Source organism: Methylobacterium sp. 22177, assembly GCF_052045615.1.
In the GTDB taxonomy this organism is placed as follows: Bacteria; Pseudomonadota; Alphaproteobacteria; order Rhizobiales; family Beijerinckiaceae; genus Methylobacterium; species Methylobacterium radiotolerans.
Window position 1 is genome coordinate 1 of sequence record NZ_JBQEPK010000075.1, and the last position, 15494, is coordinate 15494.

At 69.6% G+C, this 15494-nt stretch carries 19 protein-coding genes; 9 read left to right on the top strand and 10 right to left on the bottom strand.

Annotated elements, in window-relative coordinates; all coding sequences use genetic code 11:
- Window positions 1-590: 590 nt before the first annotated feature.
- Both ACTJK8_RS30785 and ACTJK8_RS30790 read left to right on the top strand, forming a co-directional pair.
- The gene (locus ACTJK8_RS30785) at window positions 591-2111 is read left to right on the top strand and encodes a glucosamine inositolphosphorylceramide transferase family protein (protein ID WP_127992315.1); all 1521 of its coding nucleotides are present in this window, start codon (window positions 591-593) and stop codon (window positions 2109-2111) included.
- A gap of 84 nt (window positions 2112-2195) precedes the next feature.
- Complete coding sequence (locus tag ACTJK8_RS30790) at window positions 2196-2357, top strand: YqaE/Pmp3 family membrane protein (protein ID WP_012321110.1); 162 nt, start codon at window positions 2196-2198, stop codon at window positions 2355-2357.
- Window positions 2358-3074: 717 nt separating this feature from the next.
- Here the strand turns inward: ACTJK8_RS30790 and ACTJK8_RS30795 are convergent.
- Window positions 3075-3683, bottom strand: a complete 609-nt coding sequence (locus ACTJK8_RS30795) for a glutathione S-transferase family protein (RefSeq protein ID WP_012321107.1) — start codon at window positions 3681-3683, stop codon at window positions 3075-3077.
- Between the two features lie 96 nt (window positions 3684-3779).
- On the opposite strand from ACTJK8_RS30795, the gene ACTJK8_RS30800 reads away from it, so the two are divergent.
- A complete protein-coding gene (locus ACTJK8_RS30800; RefSeq protein ID WP_012321106.1) occupies window positions 3780-4526 on the top strand; it encodes a helix-turn-helix transcriptional regulator in 747 nt (248 codons plus the stop codon).
- A 55-nt stretch (window positions 4527-4581) separates the two neighbouring features.
- Here the strand turns inward: ACTJK8_RS30800 and ACTJK8_RS30805 are convergent, their stop codons facing one another.
- The 3 genes from ACTJK8_RS30805 to ACTJK8_RS30815 form a co-directional block, all read right to left on the bottom strand.
- Window positions 4582-5061, bottom strand: a complete 480-nt coding sequence (locus ACTJK8_RS30805) for a hypothetical protein (protein ID WP_182180060.1) — start codon at window positions 5059-5061, stop codon at window positions 4582-4584.
- 912 nt (window positions 5062-5973) lie between these two features.
- On the bottom strand, window positions 5974-6183 hold the full coding sequence (locus ACTJK8_RS30810) for a hypothetical protein (protein ID WP_012321104.1): 210 nt from the start codon (window positions 6181-6183) through the stop codon (window positions 5974-5976).
- Window positions 6184-6881: 698 nt separating this feature from the next.
- Window positions 6882-7148, bottom strand: coding sequence for a GCG_CRPN prefix-to-repeats domain-containing protein (locus tag ACTJK8_RS30815; RefSeq protein ID WP_076730035.1), 267 nt, complete (start codon window positions 7146-7148; stop codon window positions 6882-6884).
- Between the two features lie 351 nt (window positions 7149-7499).
- On the opposite strand from ACTJK8_RS30815, the gene ACTJK8_RS30820 reads away from it, so the two are divergent.
- The 4 genes from ACTJK8_RS30820 (at window position 7500) to ACTJK8_RS30835 (ending at window position 9126) form a co-directional block, all read left to right on the top strand.
- Entirely contained in the window at window positions 7500-7751 is a 252-nt protein-coding gene (locus tag ACTJK8_RS30820; protein WP_024828924.1) for a hypothetical protein, read from the top strand.
- Window positions 7752-7967: 216 nt separating this feature from the next.
- A complete protein-coding gene (locus ACTJK8_RS30825) occupies window positions 7968-8321 on the top strand; it encodes a hypothetical protein (protein WP_012321102.1) in 354 nt (117 codons plus the stop codon).
- Window positions 8309-8887, top strand: coding sequence for a hypothetical protein (locus ACTJK8_RS30830; protein ID WP_440763067.1), 579 nt, complete (start codon window positions 8309-8311; stop codon window positions 8885-8887). The genes ACTJK8_RS30825 and ACTJK8_RS30830 overlap by 13 nt, the downstream gene beginning before the upstream one ends.
- Entirely contained in the window at window positions 8884-9126 is a 243-nt protein-coding gene (locus tag ACTJK8_RS30835) for a DUF7241 domain-containing protein (protein ID WP_024828927.1), read from the top strand. The genes ACTJK8_RS30830 and ACTJK8_RS30835 overlap by 4 nt, the downstream gene beginning before the upstream one ends.
- 206 nt (window positions 9127-9332) lie before the next feature.
- On the opposite strand, the gene ACTJK8_RS30840 is transcribed toward ACTJK8_RS30835, so the two are convergent.
- From ACTJK8_RS30840 to ACTJK8_RS30855, 4 genes are all read right to left on the bottom strand, one after another.
- Window positions 9333-9659 carry a DUF3734 domain-containing protein gene (locus ACTJK8_RS30840; RefSeq protein WP_312892906.1) on the bottom strand — a complete coding sequence of 109 codons (327 nt, stop codon included), beginning with the start codon at window positions 9657-9659 and terminating at the stop codon, window positions 9333-9335.
- 171 nt (window positions 9660-9830) lie between these two features.
- Complete coding sequence (locus tag ACTJK8_RS30845; RefSeq protein WP_024828929.1) at window positions 9831-10217, bottom strand: hypothetical protein; 387 nt, start codon at window positions 10215-10217, stop codon at window positions 9831-9833.
- A gap of 165 nt (window positions 10218-10382) precedes the next feature.
- Window positions 10383-10937: a hypothetical protein gene (locus ACTJK8_RS30850; RefSeq protein ID WP_012321099.1), complete on the bottom strand. Its 555-nt coding sequence runs from the start codon at window positions 10935-10937 to the stop codon at window positions 10383-10385.
- 1093 nt (window positions 10938-12030) lie between these two features.
- Entirely contained in the window at window positions 12031-12393 is a 363-nt protein-coding gene (locus tag ACTJK8_RS30855; protein ID WP_012321098.1) for a hypothetical protein, read from the bottom strand.
- A gap of 296 nt (window positions 12394-12689) precedes the next feature.
- On the opposite strand from ACTJK8_RS30855, the gene ACTJK8_RS30860 reads away from it, so the two are divergent.
- Window positions 12690-12956: a hypothetical protein gene (locus tag ACTJK8_RS30860; RefSeq protein WP_024828931.1), complete on the top strand. Its 267-nt coding sequence runs from the start codon at window positions 12690-12692 to the stop codon at window positions 12954-12956.
- Window positions 12957-13034: 78 nt separating this feature from the next.
- Window positions 13035-13208 (top strand): hypothetical protein, encoded by a 174-nt coding sequence (locus tag ACTJK8_RS30865; protein WP_012321096.1) that lies wholly within the window; start codon window positions 13035-13037, stop codon window positions 13206-13208.
- A 422-nt stretch (window positions 13209-13630) separates the two neighbouring features.
- On the opposite strand, the gene ACTJK8_RS30870 is transcribed toward ACTJK8_RS30865, so the two are convergent.
- Together ACTJK8_RS30870 and ACTJK8_RS30875 are read right to left on the bottom strand one after the other, a co-directional pair.
- A complete protein-coding gene (locus ACTJK8_RS30870; RefSeq protein ID WP_012321095.1) occupies window positions 13631-13864 on the bottom strand; it encodes a DUF2171 domain-containing protein in 234 nt (77 codons plus the stop codon).
- A 278-nt stretch (window positions 13865-14142) separates the two neighbouring features.
- Entirely contained in the window at window positions 14143-14697 is a 555-nt protein-coding gene (locus ACTJK8_RS30875) for a PAS domain-containing protein (RefSeq protein ID WP_076730038.1), read from the bottom strand.
- Window positions 14698-15494 lie beyond the last annotated feature (797 nt).

A 15494-nucleotide genomic window follows, 5' to 3' on the forward strand; every position in this document is an offset into this window, starting at 1 on the left:
TGAACACCGGCGGCGGGGCGGCGCGGCGCGGCAGGTCGGCGGCCGAGGCGGCGCCGGTCAGGGCCGTGAAGGCGGCCAGCGAGGCCAGGAGCTTGGTCATGTCGGTTCCCCGAATGTGTGATCTGGCGGCGTAGCTACCGATCACCGGGGGAAATGGCTGTAGTTTTGAGGTCACACCGCCTGTCGAAGGCCCGAGATGGCGGAGTAAATCGTCCGTCAAGACGCGTTCGAGCGGGGAAATACAGCGCGCTTTACGCGGGCGAGCGCGATAACAACGCGGCGGCCTTTTGGTTGCATCGAGATCTACGGTCGACGCCGGCTGTGACAAGCGTGCCACACCCGGCGCCGGGGGACCGCTGGAGGGTCCACGGCCATCCCGATCGATCCCGCCACCGATCCGCGCAACCCGGCAAGGTTCCGGCAATCTCCGACCGCCGCGAGAGCGGATCTCGGCGCGCGGAACCGGGCCACGCCTCCGGTTGCCCGCAATCTCCGAGTCCCGATCCGGAGTTATGACTCCTGTTACCACCGGGAAAATAGATGGACTCGACAGTCGTCTTGACCGACCGCGCGAGGGGAACCGGGGCGCCATGCATGTGAGAGTTCGCCTCGACGGCGCGAACCCGCGGCGCTGGCACGTCGCGCTGCTGAACCGGCTCTCCGGCCTGCCCGGTCTCGCCGCCGTGAGCGTCGACGCCGCGCCCGGTCCGGACGGTTGGCCGGCGCAGGCCGACCTGCTGTTCCGGCTGGAGGCGCTGATCTTCCGGCTGGCGCCGAACGGGTCGCGGCCGGTGCCGCCGGCGGATCTCGCGGCCTGGACCCGGCCCGCGAGCCCGGACCTCGTGCTCGACCTGTGCGGCGACGCGGTCGCGCCCTGCCCGGTCTGGCGCGTGGCCTACGACGGCGGCCTCGGCGAGACCGGCCTGCTCGCCAGCCTGCTCGCGGGCCGCGTCCCGCAGCTCGAGCTCCTCGAAGGCGGCACCGCCGTCGCCGCGGGCCGCCTCGGCTCGGACTACCGGGGTTCCATCGCCCTCTCGTTCGAGGACGCCCTGACGCGCACGGCGACGATCGTCGCCGCCGCGCTGCGGGACCGGTTGGCCGGCCGGCCCGGCGCGGCGACGCCCGCCGCGGCCGCGGCCGTGCCCGTCCGCGCGGTGCGGATCCCGGTGTCCCGTCCGGCGCGGCTCGTCGCCCGGAGCCTCGTCGGCCGCCTGTACAGGCTGTGCTACCACGCCCCGCACTGGCGCACCGGGTGGCGAGCCCTCCGCGGGCCGGACCTCGTCGCGCTGGGCCGCCATCCCGCGGACGGCTGGCAGGTCCTGCCCGACGACGGGCGGCGCTTCTACGCCGACCCGTTCCCCCTGGCCGTCGACGGGACGACCCACGTCTTCGTGGAGGAGTTCCCGCACGCGACCGGCAAGGCGATCATCTCGGCGGTCCGCTTCGGAGCGGACGGGCCAGAGGGGCCGCCCGTCCCGGTTCTGGAGGAGCCGTACCACCTCTCCTACCCGTTCGTGTTCGCGCGCGCGGGCTCCGTCTGGATGGTGCCGGAGAGTTCCGCGGCCGGCACGGTCGACCTCTACCGGGCGACGCGCTATCCGGGCGGCTGGGTGAAGGAGGCGACGCTCCTCTCCGGCGTCGTCGCGAGCGACGCGACGCTCCTCGAGCACGGCGGCCGCTGGTGGATGTTCGCCACCGTTCGGGACGCGCCCGTCGGCGCCCCGCCGGGATCGGGCTGCCACCACGACGCGCTGCATCTCTGGTCGGCGCCCGACTTCCGGGGGCCGTACGCGCCGCATCCGGCCAATCCCGTGCTGGTCGACCCGTCCTTCGCGCGGCCCGCGGGCCGGATCGTCGCGCGCGACGGGGCACTGATCCGGCCGGTCCAGGATTGCGCCCACGGTTACGGCCGCGCCCTGTCGCTGGCGCGCATCGACCGGCTCGATCCGGAGGGGTTCGCCCAGACCATCCTCAACCGGATCGAACCCGGCCCGGCATGGCCCGGCAGCTGTCTCCACACGCTCAACGCCGGCGGCGGGATCGAGTGCATCGACGGTTCCGGCCGGGCCTCGCGTCTCCGGGCGCGTCTGAGCGCGCGGTCCGGCGCCTAGGCCCGGCCGCGGCCGGAGCTCGGCCGTCCGGAACCAGCCGCCGCGATCCGGGTTCGCTCACGAACGCGGAGACCCGTCGCCCCCATGATCATGATCCTCATCTGCTTCCTCGCGCCGTGGCTCGCCATGTTCCTGCGCGGAAAGGTGTTTCAGGGCATCCTCTGCATCATCCTCCACCTGACGATCATCGGATGGATCCCGGCCACGATCTGGGCCCTGGTCGTCACCCGCAGGGAGGCGGCCTGATCGACGTGACCGGGCCGGCTGCGGACCTCGCCGCCGGCGGCGGCCGCCGGCGCGGCGCGGCCGACATGCGCGGCTCCGCGACGCTGTCCGGACCCCGCACGTGAGAACGGCGGGGCTCTCACCCCGCCGTTCACGCAGTCCGTCGCTTCGGCAGCCCCGAGGGCCACCGCGCCGCGCGGCTCAGAAGCCCATCAGCACCCCGGCCGAGCCGGTCACCGTCATCGCGAGGCCACCCAGGAAGGCGCCGATCATCGCGTAGGAGAAGCCCTTCAGAACCATGTCGTGCACGCCTTTCATCGAGCAGCGGGTCTCGGGCGAGACCCGGGATCACCATCTGCAACGATGATGCCGGATCGGCCGGGCGCGTGCGGTGCGAAGAGTCACGCTGCGCCGCGGAACCGTTCGGCGCGGGTTCAGGCTGCCCCGGTGAGCGGGACAGCCGCCGGGCGCATCTCGCTCACGCGAAATGCGCCGGCAGGCTGAGGGCCTGCGCGTAGGTCACGAGGGCGATGGCGCCGGCGATCAGGGTCGCGGCCAGGGTGATGCGGTTCGTCCAGGTCATCGTCGTCTCCATCGGGTTCGCGACCGTGCTCGCGGTGTGATCCCGATGTACGCCCGAGCTTTCAGGCCCGGCGTGTCCGGGAACACCTGCGGTCGCCGGTGCCGTCCGGAAGCGTCGCCGCGAGCGCGCCGCCACGGCCGCGCTCTCGGTCCGCGCTAGGCGGATTGCGGTCCCGACGCGCCGTCCTTCGCCGCGCCGCGCCGGGCGGCCGGGCGCGCCCGGCAGCGTTCCAGATAGGCGTCGAAGGCCGCGCTCGCCGGGAAGGCCGTGCGGCCGAAGCCCAGCGCGCTGCCGATCAGGATGTCGGCGCCGGAGAACCGGTCGCCCATCACGTAGGGGCCGCGCGCCAGGGCGGCTTCCAGGCGGCGGACCACCGCCTCGTGGGTCCGGCGCTTCTGCGGCGATCCCGCGAGTTCGCCCGTCAGGCCGGCGAACAGCGCCGGCTCGAACTCGGCGACGTACCAGGCCAGCCACGTCAGGTACGCGCCGCGCTCGGGAGTGCCGACCGCCGGGGCGAGACCCGCTTCGGGGAACGTCTCCGCCAGGTAGAGCACGATGGCCTGGGACTCCGCGATCAGCGCGCCCGCGTGCAGGACGGCCGGGACCCGCTTGTCGGGATGCGGGTTGGCGTCGTCCGGCACACCCTCGCCGGTCATGGGCCGGAAGATCGAGACCGGCGCGATGGTGTAGGGAACGCCCAGCTCCTCCAGCAGCCAGACGATGCGCGAGGAGCGCGATTGCGGGGCGTGGTACAGCGTGATCATGGCGCGGTTCCTGTCGTCACGGCGCGCGGGATGGCCGTGGCGGGAGGACTTGTAGGGACGCCCTGCTGACAGCATTCTGTCAGCAGGAGTCGGACGATGCGTCGCGCGGACAGACTGTTTCAGATCATCCAGATCCTGCGGCGCTCCCCGCGCCCGGTGACGGCCGCCGAGATCGCCCGGGAGCTGGAGGTCTCGGTCCGCACGGTCTACCGCGACGTCGCCGACCTCGTCGGCCAACGCGTGCCGATCCAGGGTGAGGCCGGGCTCGGCTACGTGCTCGGCGCGGCGTTCGACATGCCGCCGCTGATGCTGACGCCCGACGAGATCGAGGCGGCCGTCCTCGGCGCGCAGTGGGTCGCGGGCCGGGGCGAACCGGTCCTCGCCAAGGCGGCGCGCGATCTCATCGCCAAGATCACCGCCGTGGTGCCCGAGCGCCTGCGCCCGTTCATCGCCGATCCGTCGATCGGCACGCCGACGGCCTTCGCGCAGGCCGCGGACGGGATCGACGTCGCCCGCGCGCGGGCCTGGATCCGCGAGGGCCGCAAGATCCGCATCCAGTACCGCGACGTCCGCGGGGATCCGAGCCAGCGCGTGATCTGGCCGGTGATCGTCGGGTTCCTCGATGAGGCCCGGATGGTGGCGGCCTGGTGCGAGCTGCGCGGGGCGTTCCGGCACTTCCGCACCGACCGGATCACGGATGCCGAGTTCCTGGAGGAGCGGCACGGCGTCCGGCCGGCCGTCCTGCGGGCGCGCTGGAAGCGGAGCCTGTCGGACCGACAGGCGGCGGGCCCTTCGCCGCCGGCCGGGGAAGTCCCGGGGACAAGCCCGGCTGCCTTATCCTGAGAGGCACCGGTCGGTCTCGCCGGCGCGCATCCGTCGCTGCGGGCCGACCCTCGGGTCAGCTCTTGAAGCCCGTCGCGCAGTGCTTCGGCTCCAGCGCCTTCGCGGCGCCGCTGAGCCGGAAGGCGGCCCGGCGCCCGTCCGCGAGGGCCACGATCATCTGCTTGGACGCGCGGAGCCGCGACCACAGCGCGGCGAATCGGTCCGCGCACGCGCGGCAATCGGTGAGGATCGTGCCCTGGGCATCCGTGTCGAGCTGCAGGCGCTCGCCGTCGGTGAGCACGTCGACGGTCGAGCGCGGCGGCGGGGCCTTGCCGGCGATCTCGATGAAGATGCTGGTCCGCTTCGCTTCGCCTTCGCCGGTCGCGCCCTCGTCGCAGCTGATGTTGACGCTGCTGCTCGGCCCGCTGCGGACGATGTACTCGACGTAGCCCTGGCCGCTCCCCACGGTCCAGTTGCCGTAGACCTGCGCCGACGCCGCGTTGCCCGACAGGCAGGCCGCCGCCACGAGGGCGCCGCGCAGAGAACCGCCGATCATCATGGACACCTGCTCCCCGAGTGATCCTGGATGGCGCCCGCCGATCCGGGAGCCGGCGCGCCGGAACGGCCGCCGGCGCAACGGGCCGCGCGCCCGAGGTTGCTGGCGGCCCCGGGAGGGCTCGAACCTACGGCCTGCCGCTCGGAAGGCAACGGCGTGCTGAAACGGGACAGGCTGCATTCCGACAGGTTCGCGGTATGCCTCCACACGGACGCGATTGGCAGATTCCGCCTTGTCGGAACGGCATACGCGCCTTCGACGCGCTGGCTGCCACCGGATGCCGCCAGATCCTGGCAGCCGCACCGCCCTGTCCCGTTCTGCAGCCTGGGACGGGGCCGCCATGTCGCACGTCATCAGCCTGCCGATGGGCCCGCGGAAGCCCGGTCACACGGCACGCCGTCAGGCGGTTGCCGTGTACGGGCCCGTTGGCCGAGTGCCGGGGTGACGCGTAGTCCGAACAAGGCAGAGGACATCGCTGGCCCTGCCGCGCTCTCGATGCGCGGTGGGGCTTTTCCCGTTCGTTCGAGGCTCGGGCGATGGCACCCTGCGAGCAGGCCGCCTTTGTCGCCGGCATCGAGACCGCGCGCCAAATGGCCCGCGGCGAAAGCTCAGACGAAGTGCGGCGGCAGGATCATGACCTGTGCGTGCATGATCAGGCTCAAAGCCACGGCTGCCGTCACGACGGCGTCGGCGAAGCGGTTCGTCAGGGTGATGGGCTTGGTCATCGCGGCCTCCCTCGTCAGCTCGGCTGTTTCGAGGCGGCCTTATGGTCAGGCCGGATGTCGCGACGATTGCTCCGATTGTTGCGTCCAGGAGCGGGAGCCGGAAGAGCGACGCGGGGCGCCCCGTTCGGCCAACTTGCTCGGGCGGACTGCGCCGCGAGGCTCGGAGCCTGCGCGCAGACCTGAGCGCTCACACTTCGGTCTCACGCTTCACGACCGCGTCCGCGTCGGTGCCCTTCTGCGTCAAGCCGACTTCCGGGCCATCGACTGGATCCGACGGCGCTTTAGGGCTGATCGGTGGAAGGGACTGTTGCTCCGCACCGACCTTGGCCCAGCGCTCGGCATCGTACTCGGTGCTGGCGAGATCCTGCGTGTTCGAGGTGCGTGGCTTGTCGGACATGGGACGCTCTCCGTGTTCGGGAGTAACACAGCGAGCGTCAGAGTAGGTCCGAGCGTCGCACCGACGACGAGATGGCCGCGGGCGAGGCGGGCGGAGCGGTGCTGTGATCTGCGTTGACGCGGCACACGAGAACGGCGGGACGCGCACCCCGCCGCTGATCGTGTCGCTTGTTCTGCCGGCGGCTCAGTCTCCGACCCGGCTCGGGGGCTCAGAGGCCCATCAGCACCCCCGCGGAGCCGATGACCGTCATGGCAAGACCGCCCAAGAAGGCGCCGATCATCGCGTAGGAAAAGATCTTCAGAGCCATGCTGGGCAATTCTTCCGTGCGGCGCGAGGCTGTGTGTCAGTCCCTGCAGAGCCGTCTGACGGGAAGATGCCCGATCGCCGGGGTTTGTGCGGTGCGAGAGGGCACGTTGCACCGCGGAACCATTCGGCGGGGGTTCAGCGACGACACCCATCGCGGCTGCCGCCGACGCGCTGCGGCGCCTCGTCGTGAAGGGTGAGCGCGAGCGTAGCGCCACCGCGAAGTCCGTACGGGCGCGGGGATACCGCTGGACCGACACACTGGCGCCAGCCGCTACCGAGACCCTCGACGTGCCGGGCCGCCCCTACCTGCCGGCGCAGTTCGATGAGGTCACCGAGCGTCGCCGAAGCGCGCCGCGCCGGATGCCCCGGCGCGGCAGTAATCTTAGTATACCTTAGCGGCAGATACGCCGCGGCCCGACCGGGGTCCGGCGCACGAAGCAGTGCGGACCGGGCCGGAAGCCGCGGGCGATCGGGCGGCATCGACCGAGGGGGCCACGAGCGAAGCCGGGACCGCAACCCATAGCAGCGTTGGTGACGTGGGCGTCGCCCGCGATGGTTCCAGCACCGATCGGCGCAAGAGGTGCAGCGCTGGCTGCGGATGCGAGGCCGAGACCGCCAACGAGAGCGGCTGCAGCGGCGAGCATCTTCAGGTGCGACATGGTCAGACCTCCTGTGGTTGAGCCCCAGGCCGCGGGGACGACCAGCGGGCGTGCGCTGGTGCCACAGAAAGGGTGAACGAGACGTCACCCGGCTGCGGCAGGCCGAGCGTCGCGCCGCTGTCGAGTCGTGCTGGCGGGAATCCTTCCTCGGCCCGGCCCGTCTCTACAGCGGGCTGACGATCGGTGCTGACCTCGCTCGCACCGCCTCGGCAACGGGCTTCCTGACCGAGCTGATACAGGTCAGCCGATGCCTCGCGCCGGACGCAGCCGAGCGTCGATCGGCGTCGATGGGCGTCGGTCGGCGTCGGCCTCATCGTGGCGGGTCTCGTGACCGGATAGGTGCCGCGCTCCATGCACGGCAACGCCACAGTCCAGCGTGCCAAGGCCCATGTCGCGGCTGACCTCGGCGAGCCGGGCCTCGACCCGCCCCCGCTCGCAGCAGCGGTCGGCATGCTGGCTTACGACTGCGGCCTCACCGACCAGGCGCATTTCGCTCGCCGCTTCAAAGATCGCTTCGACAGAAACCCCCGTGACGACCGGCGCGCGCAGGACGGACGCGCAACGGGTCGCGTCCGCTTCCCGGCTGTCGTTCTCGTCAGCTGAGTGACTGGGGCGGATCGGTAGGAGACAATCGGCTTTTCCGGCAGTCCTTCTCCGAGGCGTATCAGCCGCTTACGGTCAAACCCTGCCGTTCGGACCAGCGCTGCCCGGTCCATGCGACACCGATCGAGGGACACGGCGCCCCCGCGCAGCGGTTGTTCAGTCTTACGACACCGCATCGGGAGACGCCCGGCGTACCGGTGCCGCGAGGCATGCAGCATGATCCTCCGTTCCGAGACCCCGCCGTCCCCCGGCAGCATGCCCGTAGAGGCTCCTCCCGCCTCCTCCCGCCCGACATCGGCGATGCTGAAGGCGGACATCGATAGCGGCGCGACGGGCGACAAGGTGAAGGCCTATGATCCGGGGCTCTCCCAGCTCGGGACGGACGATGAGGCCGCCGGGCACCCTCCGTCTCACGAGCGCATCGCCCTGGCACGCGAGACCGAAGCGGCACCTGCGCGCGTGCGGAGGGCGTCGCGACCACACGGACCGAACGCATGGGTCGTGCCCAGCTACTGCGTCGTGATCGGCGGCGTCGGCGTCGTTCTGGGGTTGTCGATATGGCTCGTCTGATGATGCGGCCGCCCAGTCACGCCGTATGGGTCGATGTCACCGTCGGGCTGACGGCCGGGCTGGTGGCAACGCTGGTGACGAACCTCGCCCAGCGTCCGTTGCGGTGGACCACCCCGGAGCGCGTTGATCGACACGAGAAGCGGGTGCGCCCCGGCGCATCCTCTTCCCTGGTCGCGGCACAAAAGCTCTGTGCTGCGATGGACGTCGACCCCACGCCTCGCCGGCACGAGATATCGGGCAAGGCGATCCACCTCGCCACCGGTATGGGTTGGGGCCCGGTCTACGGCCTGTTGCGGCGGTACGCCGGTCTGCGGCCCTTCACCGCCGCACTGACCTGCGGGACCGCCATGTCGCTCATTCTGGACGAATACCTGGTGCCCACCCTCGGCCTCAGCGCGCCCAATCATCACTATCCGACCTTCACCCGCATCCGAGGCTTGGCCGCCCATCTCGTCTACGGATCTGCGGTGGCGATAGTGGCGGAGGGGCTTGGCCGCTCGCTCGAACGGTCCCCAGCCTATGGGGCCCGTCATCAGCAGTCCCCGGTTCAAGGGGCAGGCGGGTGATCGGCGGGACGCGGCACGACCATCGCCACGCCGCCGACATCTGCCGGGAGAACGGCTGGGGCGTAGGAACTCGCCTGATCGGCGACGCAGGTCTCGGGGCTACGGTGATCTGCATCACGGCGCTCGGCACAGAGGTGATGCTCGCACGCATGATCAGCCATGATGGCGATCCCGTTGCCTATTGCGGTGAGCAGGCCTGGCGCCTCGGAGCGCGCGATTGGTGCCGGATCGGGTGCTGACGTGACCTTGATCAGAGTCGTGCGCCGGATGCCCCTGCGGTCGAGAAACCCGGGCGCGCCCAGTCCCCTGGACGTGGACTGCATCGGAGAAGTTCGGTCCCGAGGGCCGCTGCGGTGGCAGAGCCCTTGACGGACAAGCCGAAGCGGGCTGGCCGGGCACGCCGGGCCAGGAGGTTGGTGAGGCCTGATAGCTGTCAGGCCGAGCCTCACTCGATGTGGCGGAAGCGCTGCCCTTCCGGTCGGGGCTCGATCAGGCGGGCCAGCCTGGCCGCCATATCGCTGTGCCCTGCCGCCCAGCGACCGCGGATCGAGGAGGGCGAGTAGTCGAAGCTCTTGGTGGCAAGCTGGTCGGGGCCTGCTCGATAGACGAGGTGAAGCAGCGTCACCGCCGGACCGCTCGGATCGAGCTGTTGCCGCAGGTCGTACTCGCGCTTCAGGCTGGCGATCGCCCAGCGGGGGGCGCTCCCATGCAGAGCCTCATAGGCTCCGGCGTGATAGGCGCCCACCGCGTTTCCGCCCGCGAGCACGAGCACGAGATCCTGAGGCGATCCGGACCGGCTCTGGCGGTGGACATGCAGGCCATCCTCGCACGACGGACGCTGATTTTCCCGCGAAGCCGGAGCCCCGCGGAAGGTGAGTCGTCACGGGCTGAACCGCTCGAACGACCTGTCTGTTGCGGCTCCTATGGAAGCTTCACGCGGTTTCTACAGGAACCCGCTCCCCGAATGCCCCGCGAAGGCGTTTGCCCGCCGGATACAGCCGACCACGGTGCGCGGATCTCGGTGGCCCGACTGGTCCATGACGCGGGCGGGATCCGCCCCGCGCCCCGCGGCCGCGGTGATGTAGCCGGCGCGCAGGCCGCGCGCTCCAGAGGTCGACGCATCGAGGCCAGCTGCCGGGGCGACGCCGGCCTTGCGCCGGGCCTCCGTCATGGCAGCCCGCCCGCCATCATCGTCCGCCGGATCGGCGGCGCCGGCCAGCTTGTGCGCGCAGCGGATTGCCGCGAGCCGGCGGCCGAGCGTCGAGGCGGCGCGGCCGGCTTCCGCTTCCGGGACGATGAACCCCGCTACAGCGTCCGGGCTCGCCGGCAACGGCCCGGACCCGAGCCGGGCGCACCGGTCCCGAAACGCGCGGGCATCCGACGGACAGGCCCGCACAATCGCGTCCGCCCTGCCGCCACGGTGATCGGCGCGAACGAGTCTTCGGCCCCGGCTGGCAGCCTCGCCGCGACCCCCAGAGCCTCAGTAGGCCGACGGTCAGGCATCGTCCTCGGGCGCGAACACCTCGCCCTCCTCTGCCAGACGCGTGTTGTCCGCGTCGGCCCGAAGCTCGCTCAATGCGCGATGCTCGGAGAGCAGGCGCCGCATCGTGCGATCCGCGTCCGAGCAATCGGCCGGCTCGGACGAGGCAGGGTCGCAGCCTTCGATCGTCTCGGCGGTCTGCCGATCGACCGCGGCACGCTCCTCTCGACTGAGCCCCGCGAGATCTCCGAGCCCCAGGTCGCGGGCAACATGGGCGGCGATCTCCTCGCGCTTGGCATGAAGGGCCAGAACACGCGCCTCTGCCGGGTCCTCGGCATCATCGCGCCCGACCTGTCGCGCGAGTGCGAGGCGCCAGCCGCGCGGGAGCGACGCGCCGCGCATCCGCATCCTGTCTGTGACGCTGGCCACCACGAGCTGCCAATGCTCGGGGCACAGCTCGGCGAGAGGTCTGCCCTGACCGAGGTTGCGTGCGGCCTGCTCGGCGGCCTCGGTCCACTCCGATGGCAGGGAGAGCGTCTCGGTCGGGATGACGACGGGTACCTCAGACATGCCGAACCCCTCCTGCTCACTTTACGACATACCAGCACCGGATGCCGGCCGCGCGCCAGTGACCGGCGACGCGATGCCTCCACCACACGCGCTATAACCGAGGTTTCACTTCTTCATTGCTCTGGCAGTTCACCCTGATTCTAACGTTTGAGAATGACGATTGTCGCAAAATACAGGGTCAGAGAGACGCCTGCAATTGGACGTCTCGCCGTTCTGTCGCCACGTGCGTGCGGCGACGCCTGATCATGAACGCTCGCGAGCAAGTCCAGCATTTCGCAAAATGCAGCGATCCGTGTTCCTGGCGCGGACACCCGCTCCGAGGTCGGATCATCGGACCGGCGCGTGCTTCCGGTTCTCCCGGCAGACCGACGCGATCCATCTGCGCTGGGGCACGACCGACAAGGCGTGTCTGAGCTGTGGCTGCGCTCGTCCGTGCAGGTCTCGGCGCCCTGGCCGGCCCCGCCTAGGCCGTGCCGGCCGGTCCTGTGACCGGCATCTCGTCGCCGTCCGGCAGGCTGACCAACGTTCGGATGCGGCGCCATCAGGTGCGGCGACATTCCATGGCGCGGGTCCCGCAGCGGTAGCCCGGCGCGGGCTTCCGCGTGCACTGCATCCGCCACCGGACCTCTCACCTTCGACATCGTGCAGAGCCACAGCGGCCGATGGCGAAGGCGGAGTCGATCAGCCGCCGCCGCCGCCGCCGCCACCGGTCCCGGGACCGCCGAGGTTGCCGTCCTTGTTCGGCGTGTTCCAATGGATGATGCCGTCGTCAGGCGGCCGCAGCGTCGTGGTTGGTGGCCGCAGGGATGAGAATGGCGGCGCCGCAATGGCCCCCCGAGGAGAAGTACTGCTGGCTCGATGGCGCCGCGCGAAAGCTTCGGTGCTCCAGAAACCTGCGAGCGCGACGACGAACCATCTGACCGCCGCGCCTCTCATAGTCGACCCGCCTCGTGCTGAGTTGCGCCACACAGCGGCGACGGCTGTGCGCAGGTTAGCGCACCCTCCGGCAGCGGCAACCTGTTCCGGCCTGCTGCGCCCTATCGGCCGGCGGGCTGTCTCGATGCCGAGGTAACCAAGCGGTCGGCCTCCGCACTCAGCAGCTCAACTTCCGGCCTTCCGCCATCCCGACCTTCCGGTAGTGTTCCAGCCCGGACTTGATTGCGCGACCGATGACAGCCCGGCGCACGTCCGGATTGCAGCGCAGATACTCCTCCTCGTTGAAGGCGTAGTCGCCACGTCCGCCCCGCGCGCCTCGGTCATAATCCCGATCGTAATCGCGGCGATCGCGCTCGCCGTAGCCGCGATCGCCGTAGCCGCGATCTCCGTAGCCTCTGTCGCGGGAGCCGTAATCGCCGCGGTCGTAACCGTAGTCGCGCCCGCCGTAGGGCTGCGCGAAGGCCGGAGCTACGCCGCTGAGGAGCGCCAAGCCGAGGACCGTCGTCGAGATCACCTTCATATCGCGTTCCTTGCTGCTGAGACTGTGGAACGCCCTCAGCGTAGGGTGGTTCGCTGCGAGCCGCCATCCCGGGCGCCGCGGCCACGACCGCGACGGCTGACAACCTATTCCGCGACGCGGTGCAGAACCATGGACGGCAGGTGGCCGAGACGGATGGGCAATCGGGCCATTCGTGACTGCTTAGGTTCTGCGTAATCCGAACCCTCGGCACTGCATGATTTCCCGTTGAGGTCGCGCCTGCGGGATGTATACCACTATCGGTTGCATTATTTAACCGGAACAGGGCGGCGCGTCCGATGCCCCAAGTCATCCTCGCACGCGGGCAACTGAGCGAGTGGTTGCCCAGGAGCAGTCCGGGTCTTCTGATCTTCGCGCTCGGCGCACTGCTATGGGTCTCGATCGTCCTCTGCATGCTGCCGATCACCGTGCTGGCATTTCCCGCTGGATGGATGTTCAGGAACAAGCCGCAATTGCACGCGAAAGCCGTGATGATCCTGGTCTGTATCGGAGCAGCCAATGTGGTGATCGCTCCGGCGAGTGCGCTCTATATTCTATATGCCTGAACGGCCGGCTGCGCGGGCGCTTCGCCGCGGGAACGGAGCTTGCGGCATCGACTCGGTACGCTGATGAGACGGTGAATTATGGCTCACATCGAGACAGTGTCGGTTCAGGATCAATCCACGCGTCCCTGGATGGACCGCTTTCTCACGATGATCATGGTCGCAGGCGGCGTGGCAACGGTGGCGTGGATCGCCGCGATCTTGGTCGCTGGCTGGCAAATGGCCGCGGTGCTGATGGGCCTGAGCGCAGTCTGACCGTCGTCCTCGCCACGGGGTCGCTGCCATCGCTTCCGGGCAGCCTGTTCCGCGACGCGGTGCAGGACCACGGGCGCCCGATTGCGCCGCTGAGTCGGTCAGCCTCCACCGATGCCACCTCAGGAGACCTCGGTCTCGGCGCTTTCCCGAGCGAGCCGCCTTGCTCGCAGCTCCGCTGCCCGCACTTCCAGCTCGTGCTTCTCGGCGTCGAGTTCCTTCTGGACCTGCTTTGCCAGCGTCCGGCGGGCCTCGTACCGGGCTGTCGGCGCCGATAGATGGCCGGAGTGGCCGCGACCGCATCGAGGCTCGACGCCGCTCGATGCACGAAGCGGAGCCGGGCTGTCGGCTGAGCCGGGCGAGCCGTGATGATATGGCCGCCCGGAGACGTTCTACGGTTCGCGTCTATCGTCGGCGCGGGCGTCTCAGGACGTCGACCACTCACGCATGACCTCATCCGCCGGCCGGTCCAGGCGAACCTTGCCGCCGTCGATCGATTGCACGAAATCGACCGGGATGAAGTGGTGCAGGCCACCGGCAGAGGGGTCCTTCTTCGTCAGCTTGATCTCGCCCTTATCGATGTGATCGACGGTCCCGACATGTTTGCCGTCCGAGCCGACCACCTCGGCATGCTCCTGGATCTGTGCGACATCGACCATCGGTTTCACTCCCTGTTGAGCTGCCGTAACCGGCGGCCAAACGGCGATGTTCCGGTTCGGTCGGTCGGCACCGACTGAGCTGGCGCTGAGCCATGTCAGGGACGGGACAGCGGAGCCGCGTTGGCTCTCTGGCCTGGCCGCAGTGATCCCGAGCGTCGGCGACTTGCGCCGCAAGTCCGAGGTGACGGACGACGAGATCGCGGCGGCGGCGACCGCCTACCTGAAGGACGAGAACGCCAAGCCGTTCGCCTTCGAGTCTGGCCACACCGATGCAAGTCTCAGTGGAAGCGGTCGCTGCCATCAGGCGAGATCATCTTGCGCGCCAGCAGAACGCCGGCCACCATCAACGCCTGCCGCAATATCGGCAGCATCTCCTTGGCGTGGTCCTGTTCGATCAGCCCGTGCGCGATCAGCAGATGGTCGGCGACCGCCTCCAGCGTCGAACCGGGCGGCGTTGCCGGATGCATGGGCGGCGGGACGAAGCGTGCGAGCGTTCCGTAGGCACCGATGGGTTCAGAACCGGTCGGGGTGATCTCTGTGAGTGATCCCAGATAACCCAGGAAGGTGTGGCCCGGCGGTCCATAGGAGGGGACGGCGCCAATCATCACCCAGGCGTAGCTGCCATCCGCACGACGCAGGCGGAGGCGCAGGCTGTATTCGCTCTGCTGATCACGGGCGGTGCGCAGGAAGGTGACGGCGGCCCTGTAATCCTCAGGATGGATGCAGGTGAGCCAGCCCAGTTCGGCGGCTGCCGTGGCGGCTTGGCCGGTGAACGCGGTCCACTCCGGGCTGACGTAGGTCACGCCGCCGTCCGCCCTCGTAACGAAGATCATCTGAAACGCCCCCAGCTCCGATTGTTCGGCGCCATCGAAGGCCGCACGTCGACGCCGAGACTGGTGAGCCTAACGAGGGCGACATCAGTATGATTCAACCGCTGCGACCGGTATCTGGCGGCGGCACGGCGCCGGAACAGAACTTTTCAGGCTTTGATTTTTCTCGTGTCATGGAAAAAGATCGATAAGCCTGGTTGGGCCGTTTTGAACCGGCTTGCCGATGTGCTGGGCGTTGCCCCAGAACATTTCTTCATCGATGCTTCGCCGACAGGTCCGGCCGCGAGCGCGGAGGAATGCATGCGCTGGTGGTCGGAAATCGCGACGGAGGAAGGGCGTCGGCAGGCTCTCCGAGCCCCTTCAGCGATCGTAGAACGTGATCGCGAGTAGCCCCAGCGAACGCGGCTCTGGCCGGTCGCAGAGGCCGTTCTACGACCGCGTTGACGGCGGAGTGAAGTCCCGGCCCTGCCTCCGCATCCGGGAATACAGAATAGCACCAGTAGCTCGCCGATGGGCAGGATGTGTCGCGGCGCACAAAACCCGGCGAACGATCGGCGGAATACGCCGTTGAGAGGTCACAGCCGGCCAAGCACAGCCGCCGCGATCGAGACCGCCGCACCGACGATCTTCCTCACGCGACCCGACTGACCGGATGGCTTCCCCGCGAAGTCGAACGAACCCGCACGGAGATCGTCATGAAGCTGCATCTGCTCGCTGCGGCCGCCCTGGTCGCCGTCGCCACGCCCGCCCTGGCGCAGGGCATCGACAGCAGGCACAGCCCCTATCCGGCTTCGGCCTAC